Annotated in this window: 20 protein-coding genes and 1 pseudogene; 1 reads left to right on the forward strand and 20 read right to left on the reverse strand. The window is 42.3% G+C overall.

Annotated elements, in window-relative coordinates:
• Nucleotides 1-9 precede the first annotated feature (9 nt).
• The 20 genes and pseudogenes from K3F53_RS11000 to K3F53_RS19925 all read right to left on the reverse strand — a co-directional run.
• A complete protein-coding gene (locus K3F53_RS11000; protein WP_220558967.1) occupies nt 10-966 on the reverse strand; it encodes a phage major capsid protein in 957 nt (318 codons plus the stop codon).
• A gap of 14 nt (nt 967-980) precedes the next feature.
• Entirely contained in the window at nt 981-1,628 is a 648-nt protein-coding gene (locus tag K3F53_RS11005; protein WP_220558968.1) for a hypothetical protein, read from the reverse strand.
• The gene (locus tag K3F53_RS11010; RefSeq protein WP_220558969.1) at nt 1,606-1,836 is read right to left on the reverse strand and encodes a ribosomal-processing cysteine protease Prp; all 231 of its coding nucleotides are present in this window, start codon (nt 1,834-1,836) and stop codon (nt 1,606-1,608) included. Before K3F53_RS11010 ends, K3F53_RS11005 begins: the two co-directional genes overlap by 23 nt.
• Before the next feature lie 54 nt (nt 1,837-1,890).
• Nucleotides 1,891-2,799, reverse strand: a complete 909-nt coding sequence (locus tag K3F53_RS11015) for a minor capsid protein (RefSeq protein WP_220558970.1) — start codon at nt 2,797-2,799, stop codon at nt 1,891-1,893.
• A complete protein-coding gene (locus K3F53_RS11020) occupies nt 2,796-4,322 on the reverse strand; it encodes a phage portal protein (RefSeq protein WP_220558971.1) in 1,527 nt (508 codons plus the stop codon). The genes K3F53_RS11015 and K3F53_RS11020 overlap by 4 nt, the downstream gene beginning before the upstream one ends.
• A gap of 15 nt (nt 4,323-4,337) precedes the next feature.
• On the reverse strand, nt 4,338-5,729 hold the full coding sequence (locus tag K3F53_RS11025; protein ID WP_220558972.1) for a terminase large subunit domain-containing protein: 1,392 nt from the start codon (nt 5,727-5,729) through the stop codon (nt 4,338-4,340).
• Nucleotides 5,710-6,597 (reverse strand): phage terminase small subunit, encoded by an 888-nt coding sequence (terS, locus tag K3F53_RS11030; RefSeq protein WP_220558973.1) that lies wholly within the window; start codon nt 6,595-6,597, stop codon nt 5,710-5,712. The genes K3F53_RS11025 and terS overlap by 20 nt, the downstream gene beginning before the upstream one ends.
• Nucleotides 6,598-6,642: 45 nt before the next feature.
• Nucleotides 6,643-6,879: a hypothetical protein gene (locus K3F53_RS11035; protein WP_057898500.1), complete on the reverse strand. Its 237-nt coding sequence runs from the start codon at nt 6,877-6,879 to the stop codon at nt 6,643-6,645.
• 146 nt (nt 6,880-7,025) lie between these two features.
• A complete protein-coding gene (locus tag K3F53_RS11040; protein ID WP_057898499.1) occupies nt 7,026-8,321 on the reverse strand; it encodes a site-specific DNA-methyltransferase in 1,296 nt (431 codons plus the stop codon).
• 56 nt (nt 8,322-8,377) lie between these two features.
• Nucleotides 8,378-9,034 (reverse strand): hypothetical protein, encoded by a 657-nt coding sequence (locus tag K3F53_RS11045; RefSeq protein WP_057898498.1) that lies wholly within the window; start codon nt 9,032-9,034, stop codon nt 8,378-8,380.
• Between the two features lie 83 nt (nt 9,035-9,117).
• Nucleotides 9,118-9,294, reverse strand: a complete 177-nt coding sequence (locus K3F53_RS11050) for a hypothetical protein (RefSeq protein ID WP_156424015.1) — start codon at nt 9,292-9,294, stop codon at nt 9,118-9,120.
• A 256-nt stretch (nt 9,295-9,550) separates the two neighbouring features.
• The gene (locus K3F53_RS11055; RefSeq protein WP_057899168.1) at nt 9,551-10,741 is read right to left on the reverse strand and encodes an IS701 family transposase; all 1,191 of its coding nucleotides are present in this window, start codon (nt 10,739-10,741) and stop codon (nt 9,551-9,553) included.
• A gap of 75 nt (nt 10,742-10,816) precedes the next feature.
• Nucleotides 10,817-11,371: a hypothetical protein gene (locus K3F53_RS11060; protein ID WP_220558974.1), complete on the reverse strand. Its 555-nt coding sequence runs from the start codon at nt 11,369-11,371 to the stop codon at nt 10,817-10,819.
• A 120-nt stretch (nt 11,372-11,491) separates the two neighbouring features.
• Nucleotides 11,492-12,274: a hypothetical protein gene (locus K3F53_RS11065; protein ID WP_057898496.1), complete on the reverse strand. Its 783-nt coding sequence runs from the start codon at nt 12,272-12,274 to the stop codon at nt 11,492-11,494.
• A gap of 94 nt (nt 12,275-12,368) precedes the next feature.
• Nucleotides 12,369-13,235 (reverse strand): hypothetical protein, encoded by an 867-nt coding sequence (locus K3F53_RS11070; RefSeq protein ID WP_057898495.1) that lies wholly within the window; start codon nt 13,233-13,235, stop codon nt 12,369-12,371.
• A gap of 56 nt (nt 13,236-13,291) precedes the next feature.
• A complete protein-coding gene (locus K3F53_RS11075; RefSeq protein WP_057898494.1) occupies nt 13,292-13,489 on the reverse strand; it encodes a hypothetical protein in 198 nt (65 codons plus the stop codon).
• Between the two features lie 239 nt (nt 13,490-13,728).
• Nucleotides 13,729-14,187 carry an ArpU family phage packaging/lysis transcriptional regulator gene (locus K3F53_RS11080; protein WP_057898493.1) on the reverse strand — a complete coding sequence of 153 codons (459 nt, stop codon included), beginning with the start codon at nt 14,185-14,187 and terminating at the stop codon, nt 13,729-13,731.
• 181 nt (nt 14,188-14,368) lie between these two features.
• Nucleotides 14,369-14,527, reverse strand: coding sequence for a hypothetical protein (locus K3F53_RS11085; protein WP_156424013.1), 159 nt, complete (start codon nt 14,525-14,527; stop codon nt 14,369-14,371).
• On the reverse strand, nt 14,524-14,796 hold the full coding sequence (locus tag K3F53_RS11090; RefSeq protein ID WP_057898492.1) for a hypothetical protein: 273 nt from the start codon (nt 14,794-14,796) through the stop codon (nt 14,524-14,526). The genes K3F53_RS11085 and K3F53_RS11090 overlap by 4 nt, the downstream gene beginning before the upstream one ends.
• Nucleotides 14,793-14,855 (reverse strand): annotated as a pseudogene (locus tag K3F53_RS19925) (YopX family protein); the annotation flags it as partial. The pseudogene K3F53_RS19925 and the gene K3F53_RS11090, both read right to left, overlap by 4 nt.
• A gap of 92 nt (nt 14,856-14,947) precedes the next feature.
• Between K3F53_RS19925 and K3F53_RS11100 the strand changes: the two are divergent.
• A complete protein-coding gene (locus K3F53_RS11100; protein WP_057898491.1) occupies nt 14,948-15,469 on the forward strand; it encodes a ferritin family protein in 522 nt (173 codons plus the stop codon).
• Nucleotides 15,470-15,530 lie beyond the last annotated feature (61 nt).

Consider the following 15,530-nt stretch of genomic DNA (forward strand, 5'->3'; position numbering starts at 1 on the left):
GTATCTATCTTATGATGCTACGTACCCAATAGGTCGCAGCACACCAAAGGCACTCTCTTTTACGACCAAGAACGCCACCTGGAACGTTGCTTTTAAACCAACCATATCCTGCTCAGCAAGAGAGAGTGGCTTACCATCTGCTCCCAGCGTGTTCTGCAGCGTCGCTTCTTTCAGAATTTCATATTCGATATTCTGCAAGATACCGATACGTGACTTTTTGTAGTCACCCGCAATCAAATCTGCTTTTGTTTTATCCCAGGCACCGTTACGGCTGTATTCGATCGGCAAGGAGTATAAAGAGTCCTCCGTTACACCGTCCCGGATGCTGGACAAGTAAAGAGGGTCTCCATTGGAGTTTTTCAGGCCACGCAGCGATGCTTTAAGTCCGAAATGGGCCGTAAACGCGCGCGGTTCCTGGTCACTGGCTTCCACTAACGCCATTACACTGTTTACATCATCGGCAAGGTTTTGACCAGCTACCGAGCCACGGGTAAATTCATTTCCTGCGTTGACTGCTGCAGATAAAATGTTTGTCGCAAACGGAGAGTCCGTTCCCATCAGGGCCGCTGCATCCAGTTTGGTATAAAATGCTTCTGCAATGTGTGGCTTTAACTCTTCAAATACATCGATTTTCGCACGGTTCAGCGCTTCTTTTGTCATTGGGATAATGACAGCCAGCTTTTTAGCCGTAAGCGTTACCTGCGCCCAGGTTGGCTTGCTGGTGCTAATACGCTCACCTTCACCCACCCAGTAAGCGCCCGGACCATCGAGCAACACTGGGATTTTCTTTGTGGCCGTTGTCATTGGTTCTAGCTGTGCCAGCTTCATAATGGAAGAACCACGAATAACATCTTTGATGATTTCATTCGACGTTTCTTCCGGAATAAGACCCGTCAATTCGTTACTTAATTGCGCTCCAGTACCATTAAAACGCTGCAGATTCATTTTTATTTTTGATTTATACATAACCGTTATCCTCCTTAAATTCGCTGCATTTTACGCAGATCTGAAATATTAGGGATGCTTGTTTTTGTATTGCCTGGCGGCTTCTGCTCGGGCGTATGACCGGTAGGTGTACTTTCGACTTTAAGCCACGGCTTTGCAGCCACTAACTCACTCACATGCTTGTCTATGTTTTTAATTTTGCCGCCGTCTGTTACCTCTACTTTCGACAGGTCAGCCAGGCGAATCGCATCGGACAGTTTTTCCGGGTCAATCCCCTGTTTAATGGCTTCCAGAATAAACGCATTCTCCACCCGCAGAGATTGAATTGTGCTATTTGCTGTTTTTAATTCCGCATCTCGCTCTGCAAGCTTGGTTTCTGCTGTTTTATTGGCTTCCTCCTGTTGTTTATGGGCATCGATAATTCCCTTCAAATCTTCTGCTTTCTCAATGCCTAACGACTTCAAATAATCGGTGACAGCCCCCTGCAAAGCTTTGTCATAGTCCTCCTGCGTTTGGAAGGAGACAGCTGGTTGTTTATTTGTGCCATTGTCACCGCCTACATTACTACCAGCTCCACCGTTTCCGCCATTCCCAGCTCCTGTACCGTCGCCGTCTTGTCCTCCACTTCCTCCCTCACCTCCTTCATTGAATCTTTGAATGTTAAACATCCAAAATTTCTTCATCTTTGCTTTCTCCTTTCTTCTCAGTAACTTTTAATGAAACATGCTCAGGGTACTGCTCAGCGATTGCTTGCAGTCCAAGCAAAGCGGTTTGCATTATCGCAGAAACAGCAGCGCAAACAATGTCTTTGCCATGTTCTGCGTAATTGGCGTGGCCCACTGCCTCTACTTTCATTTGACCGTTAGCCATTTCCGCTGTGATATGAATCAATCCACATCTCCCTTTCAAGACAATAAAAAAACACCCTTGAAGTCGGATGTTTGATTATGCGGCTATTCCTTTTTCTTCTGCCCATTGTTCAAAGGTTCTAGCTTTCGTGTACCCTCGTTCCTTCCAGAGTTTATACGCACGTTCACGCTCAAGACTTTCTAGCACTTTCGATTTCATCACCGGCCGCCAGTACGAACGACAATTCGGGTGATTTGGGATTCGTTCTCCCTCTTTCCCCGGATTTGCCGGTGTATCATAATCCAACGGGAACTTTTTTCCATCGACTTTGCGACACACCTTAGAGGTTTTGGTATCCAGCGTGGCGCAAAACTCTTTTGCTTCGATAATGTCGCTGTTCGCCTGGTATGCCAGACTTTGTCCCTGAGCTGCAGCTCGGTTCAATTCAGTGCGTGCCAGCCGGACTGCATTGGACCAGCTTTCCGTTGTGCGAATCATGATTTCCTTTGACGTGCGTGTAACGCCCCATCCCTGCACAGAAGCACGGGTAATAACATCCTCAATAGCAGCAGCTAAAAGGTCGGTTCTGAGCCTGATTCGCTTGGAAAAATGCCGCCCTTCCCACTTATGCTCAACCGCCGCTAATATCATCGGGCCGTTTAGCATCGGTACGTTTACCGAAACCCCAAAGTCCTCCTCGATAAAGTAGAGGTGATGATATAAACTTCGCTTGTATTCTTCCCCCCATACAGCCCGTAATTGTGCTTCTTCCTGCGCACCAAGGTCGAACAGAATCTTTTGTATCATCTGCATAATTTGTTCAAGCTGAATGGCACTGTATAAGAAAGAAGGATATTCCTCGTTTGTTTCGGCATGCTTTGCATACAGCATGGCCACTTCCTTAATGATGCTATTGGTTACACTGCCGAAAAGTTTTTTCAGATGAGTCGCGTATTTAGCAATGCGCTTCTCTAAATCAATCTGATACTGCTCTTCTCGGCTCATGCCGCATCACCCGGTGAGCCATTCTCGTCCTCATCCTCTTCATTATCCACGGCCAGCGGGTCCATTAAGGCCATACGCCTTTGCGCTTCTTCTTCCTGCTCGGCAAGTAATTTCTTACGTGACGCCTGCGGATCGTCAACAAACGGCAGCAATGCCAGGCGCTCTTCATGCGATAGCTCGCCTATTAACTTCGTGATGATATCGACCATCTCTACAATATTGACCGGCATATTCTTGCTGAATTTAATATCAATGTCCTGATAGTTCCACTGCTTCCTATACTTCATATTCAACATACCTGTAAGTATACGCAGTCGATTTCGCAGTCCCTTGCCATACTGGCGCATTTTAATTCCGGCTTTAATATCTGCATGATAGAAGATGAGTTTTAATGCAATGCCAGATGGTGCATTTCCTACCTGATCCGGGCGAAGGTGCGGCGTACCGGATTGGTCAAGCAAAGACTCTATCAGGCGATTAATGGTGTTTTCCTCATGTTGATCCTGCAAATCCCATGTGATCGGTACCGCTTTGCTACCCACAAGAACATGAGAAGTCCAAAACATCTTTGCGAGATATTGCCTCTTTCTCTCTACGTCAGTAATCAGATTGCCCTCTTCGTCATAGAGAATCAACTCATCCAGATCAAGATCTTCAAACATGATTTTTGGATTTTTAAAATACTCCTGTACATTGACCTTTCCGGTAATGGCTTTGTTAATCGCATCAAACAGGTTCTTTAAATCAGCAAGGTCACCCATTCCTTCAATCATGCCGTCATCCCGTGCCGCCTGATGCTTACGTGGTCGATTCACATAATGCGTCCAGGGAACAACCGGTTTGGGCTTAATCTTTCCATCCTGATCCGTCACGAGCACTGTAATCTTATGAAGATAAGGATTATCCGGGCGGGAAGTATCCAGCACAAGGGATTCTCCCTCCTGCTTTAAATAACTAATTTCATGCTCATCATATACTTCGACACGGAGCTCGTTTCGTTTGGCCGCATCATTCCATACGTGATAGTAGCGAATGACCGCAATCAGCTTGGCTTTTACCGTTGTATCATAAACAGCTATGCATTCGTCTGCCGTAAACGGAGTCATACAAATCTGGCCATCTTCATCAAAATAATAGTATTCGAACACTTCACCATCGATGGAACCATTTTCAATGAGTTCGTACGTACTGCTTTCTTCATCATTATCAACGAATATCGCCTGTAGCTTTTCAACAAACTCATCCAGCCCTTCTTTTTCCACGTTTGGCGCATAGCGAATCGGATTGCTGGCAATATAAGACGTACTAAAATCGATAATTTTCCGTGCGAAGTTCACAACAATGCGGTTATTTGGCTTCCCTCTCTCTTCTGGCTGCTTCAGGATGTCATGCTCGCCGTCTACATACTTCCGCATAACGGAGTAATCCCGTGTTTGATGCTTTCGAATTACATCGAGCACCCATTTCCATGTGTTATTTTCTTTGTTTTCCTGATAAAACTGCTCAATCAGCATCGTTTGCATGGCTTTTCACCCCCTCTATGCAGCAATCTTCCACGGAATCATGTTAAATCGCTTAACCAACAACTGATGGAATGTTTTACTGTTCCATACAAGGTAACGCAGTGCGTCCATTGCATGGTCATCCCCCTCAGGGATTTCCGCCTTGTCCCCTGTCGCATCTTCCGGATAGCGATAGTTGGTAAGCTCCTGCAAAAATTCTTTTAGATGGTCGCTGATAAAGATGTTTGGTCGGCCGTTATCGGACTTTACCGGGAACAGCGAAGCAACGGCACGCAACCCCTCTTTCAAATGCTTCTGTGCCGCTTTAGCCGGCAATCCATTGGTCACATAAGTTTTTATATTGCTTGGGTTCTCAGAGTCACACCAAAAACGAGAAATGCGCCATTTCTTCATCAACTTTTTATCCTGTTCAACCCAGCAATCAGACGAACCAGGAATTAAAATCTCCATTCCCGGTTTATAAATCGCATCGACAATCCAAAGCTCGCCGTTTGCGGTCATGGCACCCACAATGGTCGTGCCAGGATTAGAGAAGCCCCAGTCCTTCCCGGCTTCAATGTGGACGAAATCACCATTTTTAAATTTCTCTTCACATAGCTGACGCGGAACCACATGAATAGAGCGATTAAACTCCTCGAAAACCTGTCCAAAAAACACATCAAACCGGGCATAAATCTCCCGATCCACGTATCGCTTTGGCATGGTTTCAATCATGCGCTGAATATTCTTCTGTAATTCTGGCAGCGGATTATCTTTACTCGTCCAGTAGAAGTTTTTCCATTCCGGATCATTGCGGTAATCGCCTGGTTCGCCGCCAGCATCCGTATACTGTCCGTTGAGCACCACATCCTCATAAAACCAGTTCATGCCCTCCGGCGTGGTTGTCCATATCGTCCATCCACCTTTATCCGCCAATGCATATGATAAATATCCAGACCACGTTTCCTCCTTCATCTTACTGGCCTCATCCAACCAGGCACCGTCCAGCCCTTTACCAACAAGTGTTTTAGAATTGTCAGCTGACTTAAACTGAATAAGAATGTAGCCTTTCAACCATACCCGGTTCTTGGATAAGTCCCAGCTTTCAATCATTTCTTCCGGGATCACACAGGATAATTCCTCTTGCTGAATCTCCGACATGGAATAGGTCGGTGCCACACACCAGTATTCCAGGCGTGGCTTCGGCTTTTTCATCAGCTTTAAATTCTTCGGCGGCTTGTAAGGCAGACCTTTTCCTTTTTCGATATCCTCCAGAATACGGTCAAAGAACTTACGCGCCCCTACATTCGTTTTTCCACCACGGCGGCCGCAATTTAGCACAAGGTTCCTGACGTTAGATTCCATAACTTCAATCTGCTTGGCATGCGGTGTCCAATCGGCAAAAGGATTAACTTCCAGAATGATCATCTGTCCACCTCCGCACAACAATCTGTGTAGGCTGCTCATCTTGGTCTGATTTCTTCAAGAGATGGAGTTTTTCTTTTTCTATTGCTAGTCTTTCATTGACAATGCCCCGCTTATAGTCTGCTTCCAGCATCTCATGCTTCTGCTTAATTGCTCTAAGCAGCTTATCAGTGACGCGGGTGAGTGCTTCTTCAATGTTTAAAATATCGTCGATGGCACGGAACTCCGTTTCCTCAATCTCTGTAGTGACCAATTCCTCACGCTGCACCGGAACCACTTTCGTCTGGCCAGTCTTTTCATCGTGCACAGTGACCGCATCCTTCACTTTGCGCAGTTCCTGCAGAACACGCCGCTGTTTCTCTGTCAGTCCGTTCTCCTTTTGCTTAATACGTTGCATCATCCTGTGCTCGCGCCAGGACAATTCTCGGATTTTTAAATCGATTTGAACAAGCGGATCCGTAGGAATGGCAGCGAACCGTTCCTTTTCTTCGTCATCAAGTAAATCCAACATTAAGGATTCGTACTCGCCAGTGGTTACGGCATTTTTATTTCCTGGCGGTGCGCCACCGCCACTGTTTCCTGCAGCCCGTTTGTTCCCCGGTGGAGCGCCACCATTATTCCCTATTGCGTTTTTATTTCCAGGTGGGGCTCCTTTCCTTTTGGAACGTTTCGTATTTTTTAGAGCGTTCCGTTTTTCTGATTGGAACGTTCCATTTAATCTTTCTTCCCAGTTATCTTTGTTCTTCCATCCTCGGACCGTTCCATCAGCTACGCCTAAAGCAGCGGCAATATCCTTTAAACTTAACGTTCCGCCACTCTCTTTCCACATTTCAAACGCTTTTCTGCGATTTGGATTTCTTTCTCGTCCCACTACATTCCACCCACCTCCATAATCTGGTTTGAGTTGAGTTTGTTTTTATAAGTCATCTCGCTGCAGCTCCAAATCGATTTCAATCAACTTCTTCAAATCATCCACCGTTTTAATTTCAATCCTGCCTTCCTGGAAATCTTTCACCCATCGTGCAATGCCAGCATGGATGATTTTCCGGTACTTTGACTTCGACTCTATGATGCTTTCCATAATCTCGACTTCGTGCTGCAGAAGTAGGTTTGCATCCTCATCAGAATAAGAACGTTCGTTTGCATTTTTCATTGAATATACCCCCGTGTTCCATGTAAAATGGAAACAGGATAGCAGCTTTCCCTTCCGTGGCCACGGTGTTCTGCTATCCTTCGTCGGGGGTACCCGGCAGCTTGTCAGGAGGGCGTTCGCAGCGTCCTCCTTTTGCTTTTCTACTGTTATGCCGCTTCATCGATGCGAGAAACGAGTACCGGCTCAATACCGGTTGCTTCGTAGAATCGCTGCTTAATCACATCACAAAATACCAGGTCCAGTTCAAGCGTCCGGCATTCACGTCCCATCTGTTCGCATGTCATAAGCGTCGAACCACTGCCACCGAAGAAGTCGACAACAATATCCCCTTTCTTGCTGCTGTTGCCAATCGGAATCGCTAACAAATCCAACGGCTTCTGTGTCGGATGAACATATTTCGTCACATCGCCACGCGACACTTCCCATACGGTTTCCGGTTCCGGAATCTCAACCGGTAGCCCGGCCTTCCATACCGTCGTTTGCTTCCGGTCCCCATACCAGGCTGGCGCTTTCCCTTTGATGTGCGCATAAAATACCGGCTCGTGCTTATATCGGTACTGCGCCCAACCAAAGGTCGGTGCGTTCTTCACCCAAATACACTGTGAACGTGTCACAATTCCAGCGGCATTCATCGCGTTCTCAAACTCTCGCTGATAGGAAGATGGATGAAAAATATAAATCGCCGCGTTCGGCTTCATAATCGCGGCGTAGTTCGTAAATATTTGATTTAAAAACACGACAAAATCTTCATCGGACATGTCGTCATTTAAAATCGACTCCCGACCATCTGCAGCCAGGCGTTCTGAATCACTTTCCACAGCCACGTTATACGGCGGGTCCGTGACAACCAGGTTCGCTTTCTTCCCCTGCATAAGCCGCTGCACATCTTCTAAACGTGTAGCATCGCCACAGACAAGCAAATGTCTTCCTAATCGCCATATATCCCCATACCTTGTTTCCGGCTCTTTGATCGCATCCAACGCAGCCTGTACATCATATTCATCGTCGACAACCGGCTCATCCGGTTCTGTATCGGCCGGTAAAGTAGAAAGCAGCTCGTCCAGAGCCTCTTTATCGAAACCAGTCAGCTCAATGCCAATTTCACTCTCAGCCAATTCCTGCAGCAAGATCGCCAGCTTCTCTTCATCCCATCGTCCACTGATTTTATTCAGCGCGATGTTCAGCGCCTTCTCGCGTGCTTCGTCCAGGTTAACCACAGATACTTCGATTTCTGTATAGCCTTGTTCCAGTAGAATTTTAAAGCGCTGGTGGCCACCGACCAGATTGCCGGTGCGCTCGTTCCAAACCAGCGGCTCGACATAGCCGAATTCTGTGATGGAACGCTTCAGCTTCTCGTATTCCGGATCTCTAGGCTGTAAATCCACACGCGGGTTGTACGGCGCTGGGTTGATGCTAGCAATCGATACTTTTCTTATTTCCATATCTATCACTCACCTCTGTTTTAAAGTAAAAGAAAAAGCGCCTATCGTGGCGCTTTTCAATATCCTACTTCATCCCACATATTTTGTTGTATAATTTCCATAAATTCTTTTTGTTGCTCGTATTTATTTTCTTTATTTGCATCTAGTTGTCCATCAACACCTGAGAAAAAGTGTCCTAATTCATCTATGCGTTGTTTTAAATTAAGCAAATCTATACGATATTCTTTATCCAGAGTAGGGGCTAATTTTTTGGTAATTGGATATCTAAACGTAAAAGAAGTCTTATCAAAAGCATGAAATTGATTTATGTAATCTTCTACTACTTTAATTGTTTTATCATCATCATTAGAGTTACATCCTTCTTGGATTAACGGCTTTATCTCATTCCATATTCTTAACAAATTATGACCTGCTTTGTCGATGGTTTTAACTTTATCCTCTGTGCTATGTTCAGAATAATTTAGATAAATTTCTTTCATTGAAAGCTCTAAAAATTGTCTGTAGAGAAAGACAATCGGAAAAACGTATGTATCTAAAACAGCAATATTTTCAGACTTAATAGCCAAATCTACTAAGTTATCAGCTGCTTCTTTATATCCCCTGATATATCCATGAAATTGCGAATCTTGTCCTCCCCATCCAAAATGAGCGATTTGATAATAGCTACCTGATTTAAACAGTTTTTGTCCTTCCTTAGGCCATGGATATGACATTTTAATTACTCCCTCTTTTTTCGAAGTAGTTTACCAAAATAACATCTCTTCTCTATAATTCTTCTCTAATACAAAATAAAAAGTTATGGAAGCTGTCCCCATTCCTCTAAAACAACGTTTTTATTTTCATCTTTCACTATTCTGTAAATCGCTTTGCAATTATGGTTCAAACATACATACACAGTAATCTCTCTTCTTTGTTGTTCATAAGTATCTTGTAATTGCATCATAGCACCACATTTTTTACATTCTTTAAACATACTATCCCCTCCCTCTCAATTCACATTCGACGAGAGGGACTATTTTCCTGCAACTGTAACGCAAAGTTTTAACGTTACAAGCCAACCAGCAAGCAAGGCATTAGATGAAGCACTTTTTCTGTTACACTGTTTCGCTGGCTCGTTTGTAACGTTACGCAAAAGAAAAAGCACCCTTTAGGATGCCTTTTTACTTACCTCCTAGACTTGCCCAAAATTTGATACAAAATTTACCATGTAGAAAGAACCGAAGGTTCTCCTAGGCAGCTTGTAACTGATTTTTTATCAAATCCAGCTGCGTTCCTGCCTTTGCTTCATAGTAAACAAATTCGATCCAACTCTCTGTCTTTTTGTTTTGCCAACTTCGTAGTCCTGTTAAGATATCACCGTGTCCTGTTACACTGCAGAACATGGCTGTAAAAGAAAGCAATGTCCAAAACCGCTTAATTGCAACGGTACTACGTATTTGATAACCGTTAAAGGAAAAGTTGCTTTTCATGGTACGAAAATAAGTCTCAATCGCCCAACGTTTACTGTAGTACGTTAGAATTTGCTCATTAGATAAGGAAACGTCTGTACTTAAGAATGCCCGCATAGTTTGGAGAGTCATTGGCTGGGTCGCATCCCAACACAGTAGTACCACAGCATTTTCAATGAAATTTAGCTTGCCTTCATAACGATAGACGTGATAAGAAGCGTGACCGACGGTCACAAGGTCGGTATCTTCTTTATGGATGTGCGAGGCAAATTCCTTTATTGACTGCCGAATACCATATGGATAAATAATACGATTGGTTTTTATACCGCTAATGACGTGAAATCCAGATAAAGCGCAGGTTTCGAGTACAGATTGAGCAGGATACCATGTATCCATAAGAACATAAGTAGAAAAAGAACTTTTTGGCACCATAGAAAGCAGTTCACATGCAATATCAATTTTGCTGTTTTGCTCTGATTCGTATCGGCTAAACGCATAAGGGAATGCTTTTTCACCACATCGAATGAATTCCTGAACTACTGCATGCCCCCATACTGACTTACCTTCGGTATGGGAATAGTGAAAATCTGTTCCTTGCATAGGGGACAATGCCTGTGACGAGGGCTTTGTCTTTCTACAGACCGTATCATCGATAATAACGAAAATCGGCTCTTGTGTATGTTTCGCTTCCCTCTTGATGCTCTCCCATGATTGTTGCTGAATTATACGCATCAAATGCTGCTCATTCCACTTCCCATGAGTAAGAAAATGGCTCAGTGTCCGTCGGTCTTGTGAATGGCAGCTTTCACGATGGATATCGGTTAACGTTCCAGAAAAACCTCTGGTCATCACACCATCGAGAAAATGAACCATATGGTTCATTACCGGCTTAGAAAAATAAAGTGGGAAACGCCAGGTACGTAAAATATTGTTGATTTCCTGTTGATGTGCTACCCTATACGTAAGAGGCATATAGTCTTCTCCTTTGCGTAAAAGTGGTTGGTGGTACTTCTATTTTTACACAGGGTGAAGAGATATGTCTCTTTTCTATTCAATTGTAAATTTGTGTAAGTGTTTTTGGGCAACTACAGTTACCTCTTTAATTTCCTCATTAATAATATACTGTAATAAGATACTTCGCTTTAATTGAGCAAAGTTTTTCTTTGCCCAAATTACTGATAAACCAACAAACACAACCATCCCTATCACCATCATATACCATAGTATATCAACAGAGTTATTAAATAGCATATTCATGGCTTGCTGAGTTTCTAGGTCTTCAGGTCTTTCTATAATAGACTCTATAAGCTTTTCAAACAACCCTCCTACAACACCATATAAACCTCCAACCCCCGCTATTACGAAGCTAAGTAAAATCGTTGATACTATTCCTGAGATTTGCAATAAATGCTTTGCTCTATTTTCCTCTATATTTGCAATCACCATTAATTTTTCCAATCTCTTTAGTTTATCCGAATCTGGAAGTTTATGTTGCAGATGTTGTTTTACAGCACTATAGCCGTTTTTACCTCTTACCTTTGTATCTAAAGAGTGGTAAGTATTATGTATTTCCTCTTCAAACAAAAACTTCTTCCCAAACATAAAGTCCCTCCTCTTCTCATTTAATAATAATTTACGTAGGAAAAAAGGAGAAAGATTCATGTTTTTAGCTATATTTTCCTATCTCCAAGGCAAAACAAGAAGCATCACGTGGGTGCTTTATCAAAAATTATTTTTATTAAAGGGATTGTATGATTCCAAATATTTTTTTATTTTTATACGGATATTATGTACTTCTTTTTCGATTTGAGAAATTCCACACCCTTCTTTATACAACCTCTTATTTATCTTATTTTTAATATATATTTCAGAATCCTTAATCTTATCTTTATATAGCCCCTGAGCTAGCTCTTCCATATACTTTCTTGACTCTTCAATAAATATAATATGCATAGAATTTAGCCTTTTTTCTAAATACCTTACTACTTCATTCGATATTTCTTCTGGAATAAACGGATCTGATTTGACACGATTAAGGATTTCTTCCAAAACAGCTTGTGACTTAGTATGAGGTATTCCTATACGAAAATTTTTTGAGTTCAATATTTTCTGTTCATTTTTTTTATAGACTTCTAATATTTTTGATATTATTTCTTTTTCCGGATCTAGTCTTACCCAATAATTTTCAGAGTTAGGATTAAATTCATTGTATAATGAATCTGATAATTTTTCTAAGTGATCCATTACCCTTTTTTTATATTCAGTGTTAACAGTATTTAAAAATCCCTTTTTAGCACTTCTATAAGTCAATACACCAACAATAGCTCCTACTATATAAAACAATATTTGAACTACCTTCAGTATAATATCTAGAAAATCCTTAACTCCAGTTGTATTTAAACCGATTGTTATTTTTAAACACCAAACCACAACTATTAAGAGTATAAAAATCATTACTCCAAGACTTGTATAACTTTTTACTTTTTCTATAAATCCTTTATTCATTTTAATCCCCCCTAACCTATACATCATAAGGCTAAGAGGTATTTATTGTAAACAAAAAGACCGCTCCTTGGAACGGTCTTCATTACAATCTTTATCAAGTTCGGATTTGTCTCATGTTTCTAAGAATACGACGATTCATTGCAACCGTGTTAGTAATTTCGTTAAAGGCTGTGATTGATTCTGTGTTCCTATCTATAGAAGGTACACTAAATTGATCAAGTTTTGACCTCTTTTTTGTAACAAAACCATCTTCTTCAGGATCGAAATATCTCATGGTATCGATAACTGCACCCGGAGAGTTGATCGCTGCTTTGCAGATAAGAGAGTCATTTAAACTTCCTTCAAGTGATGTCCTAAGGTGAATAAAGTCTGTTAAGGATATATCATTGTTCCAAACTGTTTTCATGGCTTCGCTCTCAGCGATATCCGCAGAAAGGATTACTTCTTCTCCTAGTAACCTTCCGTTATTAATTTCCTTAACCTTAACTTCAATAACTCTGTGGGTATCAAATAATCTTAAAAAAGACTCGTTTCCTTCTGGCAGTAGGACAGGAACAAAAGTACAGTTCGAGTTAAAAAGTTCGTTAAATGCACTATTAAATATGTCATTTAATCGGTCTAATGTTCTGCCTGGTTTTAAGTTTTCTGGTGGATACTTTTTGTTTTGGATTAAAAATGCTCTGGTACTAAAGTCGAATGCAAAAAACGTTCTGTCATACGGTTCAACATCTTCCCTAGGAACAATGCTTCTATCTTCTTCAACTTCATATATGTTTGGAACGTATTCCTGGCTAAATGTTCCTGCTATTACACCTCTATCTAATTCGATATCACTATTAATAACATAACGCAAACCATGTTCCGCTACATAAAAGCCTGTGTCTTGCAGGTAATTATAGAGTAATGCTTCTCGATTTTCTACATTCACTTCTTCATAAACTTGATACACAAAAAAATCCACCAGAACCATCCTCTCCCTTGTAAGATGATTCCATTATACTAGATATAACCAAAACGTCAAACTAGACTTTCCTCCAATTGATATACAGATTCAGAAGAAATCCACATTTTCTCCCCTGTCTTTTCTACCACAATCCTTAAATCAATTCCAAATTTGTGTTCTTCTACATCAATAACACGTGCTCGAAGTCCGTTCAACTCACCATTTTCACTATCGATAATTTCAACAAACTTTACACTTTTAAAATCCTCCACACTACATACCTCCCTGCTCATTATTAAATACACCTACCTTCTTCTATAATTATTTTGGAATTTCCTTCTAAGTGACATTTTTATTTTTTATTTTTCGCAATAAGTAAAGAGACCTGTCTTATATTGACAGGCCCCTTCGCTTATCTTCTGACACTATCATCATACCACCCCTATCTCAAAATAGTGCGCCAACTTTGCGCCAAAACTTTGCCATTTTTACGCCAAAAGTTCGCCACTCCCTAAACGGTTAATGGCTCCTCATTCTTCTCGATAACTTCCATCCTCAACATAAATGCCAGTGAATAAATAGCTCGCGCCTTCTCCCGGTCATACGTCCGGCTGGAAATGTTCAATTCGGTATACACCATATAATCAAAGTTCCGATCAACATCATCATTCAGATAGCGCATCTCAATAATTTGACGCTGGCGCTTCGGCAACCTCTTTACCGCTCTCTCTACGCGCTCTGTAAGCTCCCTGATGCGTTCCTCAGCATCCACATTCCAGGAGGCATTGTCACCTACCTGGTCACTCGTCGCGTTCGTCTGACCGTGAAAGCGAGGCTCGTATGAAGGAGTATTTCTTACCTCGCGTCTTTCAAAGCCGATGCGACGATAAATACGCGCAGTATCCAGTACGCCTTCTATTCTTTTCTGCGTAGCTTTCCGGTCAATTTTCGGCAAAAACGACATTTGCATGACGACTCCCCCTGCTCATGGTAAAATATTCTTGTGAGAGTAAGAACAGGGAATCCCTCTCCGGATGGCCGTCCAGAGAGGGGGTTTTTGTTTATTTATCAGGGAAAGAGGATATACTTAAGTAGTAGGATCTCTGTACCTTTTTTCTCTCCCTTACCCTTCTGCATTTCAGAGGGGATTTTTATTTCTGATTAGCGACCGCTATTCTCAATCGACGATTCGCTTCGCTAAACTTATCAACCAGCTTTTGAAGCTCTTCATTGTCCTTCCGCAACCGTTCAACCTCATCCAGCACCGCTTGAAAATACGGTGGTTCTGTTTTCAGCTCGTGCGTTTTCACTTCTCCTCATCCTCCCTTGCTTCATACTTTCTGCAGCTCTGCCACTTCTTCCGGAAGTCCGTTCCCGGCCCGTTGGAGTCGCCATACAACTCGCATTTGAAATACGTTCCGCCCCACTTTTTTCGATACAGGTACCGGCAAGTACCGCATGTTGTCCCTTCTGGCCCCGGACCTAAATGTTTCCGCATCTTATTCGGCTCTTTCTCCATTTCAGCCGGAGAAGGCGTAGGCATATCCGGGAATAAATCAAGCTGCTCTACCTCGTTCATACATTCTCCACCTCCAGCAGTTCTGGATTTTCGTAGATGTTGCCGATAATCTCTAGTTCGCCGGTCTAATACCGGCCTTTTTTATTTCTTCTCACCCTTTGGGTGTCTGTTCATAAAATGTTAGAGACTCTACACCCAGGAGGGAATTTTCATGAATCTATATACAAGTGATATAACGCAAGGATACAGTCCATATCCATTTGCGTTTACACCCGTACAGTATCAAGCCCAACCTGTACCACCTTCATATGCGATGTATCAAACCAATTTACAGGCCGTTCTTCCTCTTTTACGACAAGCAGTACAAGGAGAACGTAACGATGAACTTTTTTACGATTACCTGATTCAAAACGCTCCATCAAATCAGGACAAAGAAATCATTATCTCCATTCGTGATGATGAAAGGCGCCATCGTCAGATGTTTAGGCAGATGTACTATTCTCTAACAGGTCAAACTATTGGGCCGAGCGATAGCGAATCGTTTGAGAAACCAACCACCTATCTTTCGGGAATCGAAAAGGCCTTATTTGGTGAACTAAGCGCAGTAGAGCTTTACCGAAAAATTTACTTTATGATCCCGGGTACAGTATTCAAAAATATGGTGTTTGAGATTTTAACAGACGAGATTAAACATGCTAGTAAATATAATTTTCTGTATGCTAAAAATAAATAGGCTAGCAACGTTCCTTTGCTCTAATCAAGGGAGTGTTTTTTTGTGCCACCCACCGGGTCTC

Origin of the sequence: Aneurinibacillus thermoaerophilus (assembly GCF_019603355.1) — a bacterium.
GTDB lineage: Bacteria > Bacillota > Bacilli > Aneurinibacillales > Aneurinibacillaceae > Aneurinibacillus > Aneurinibacillus thermoaerophilus.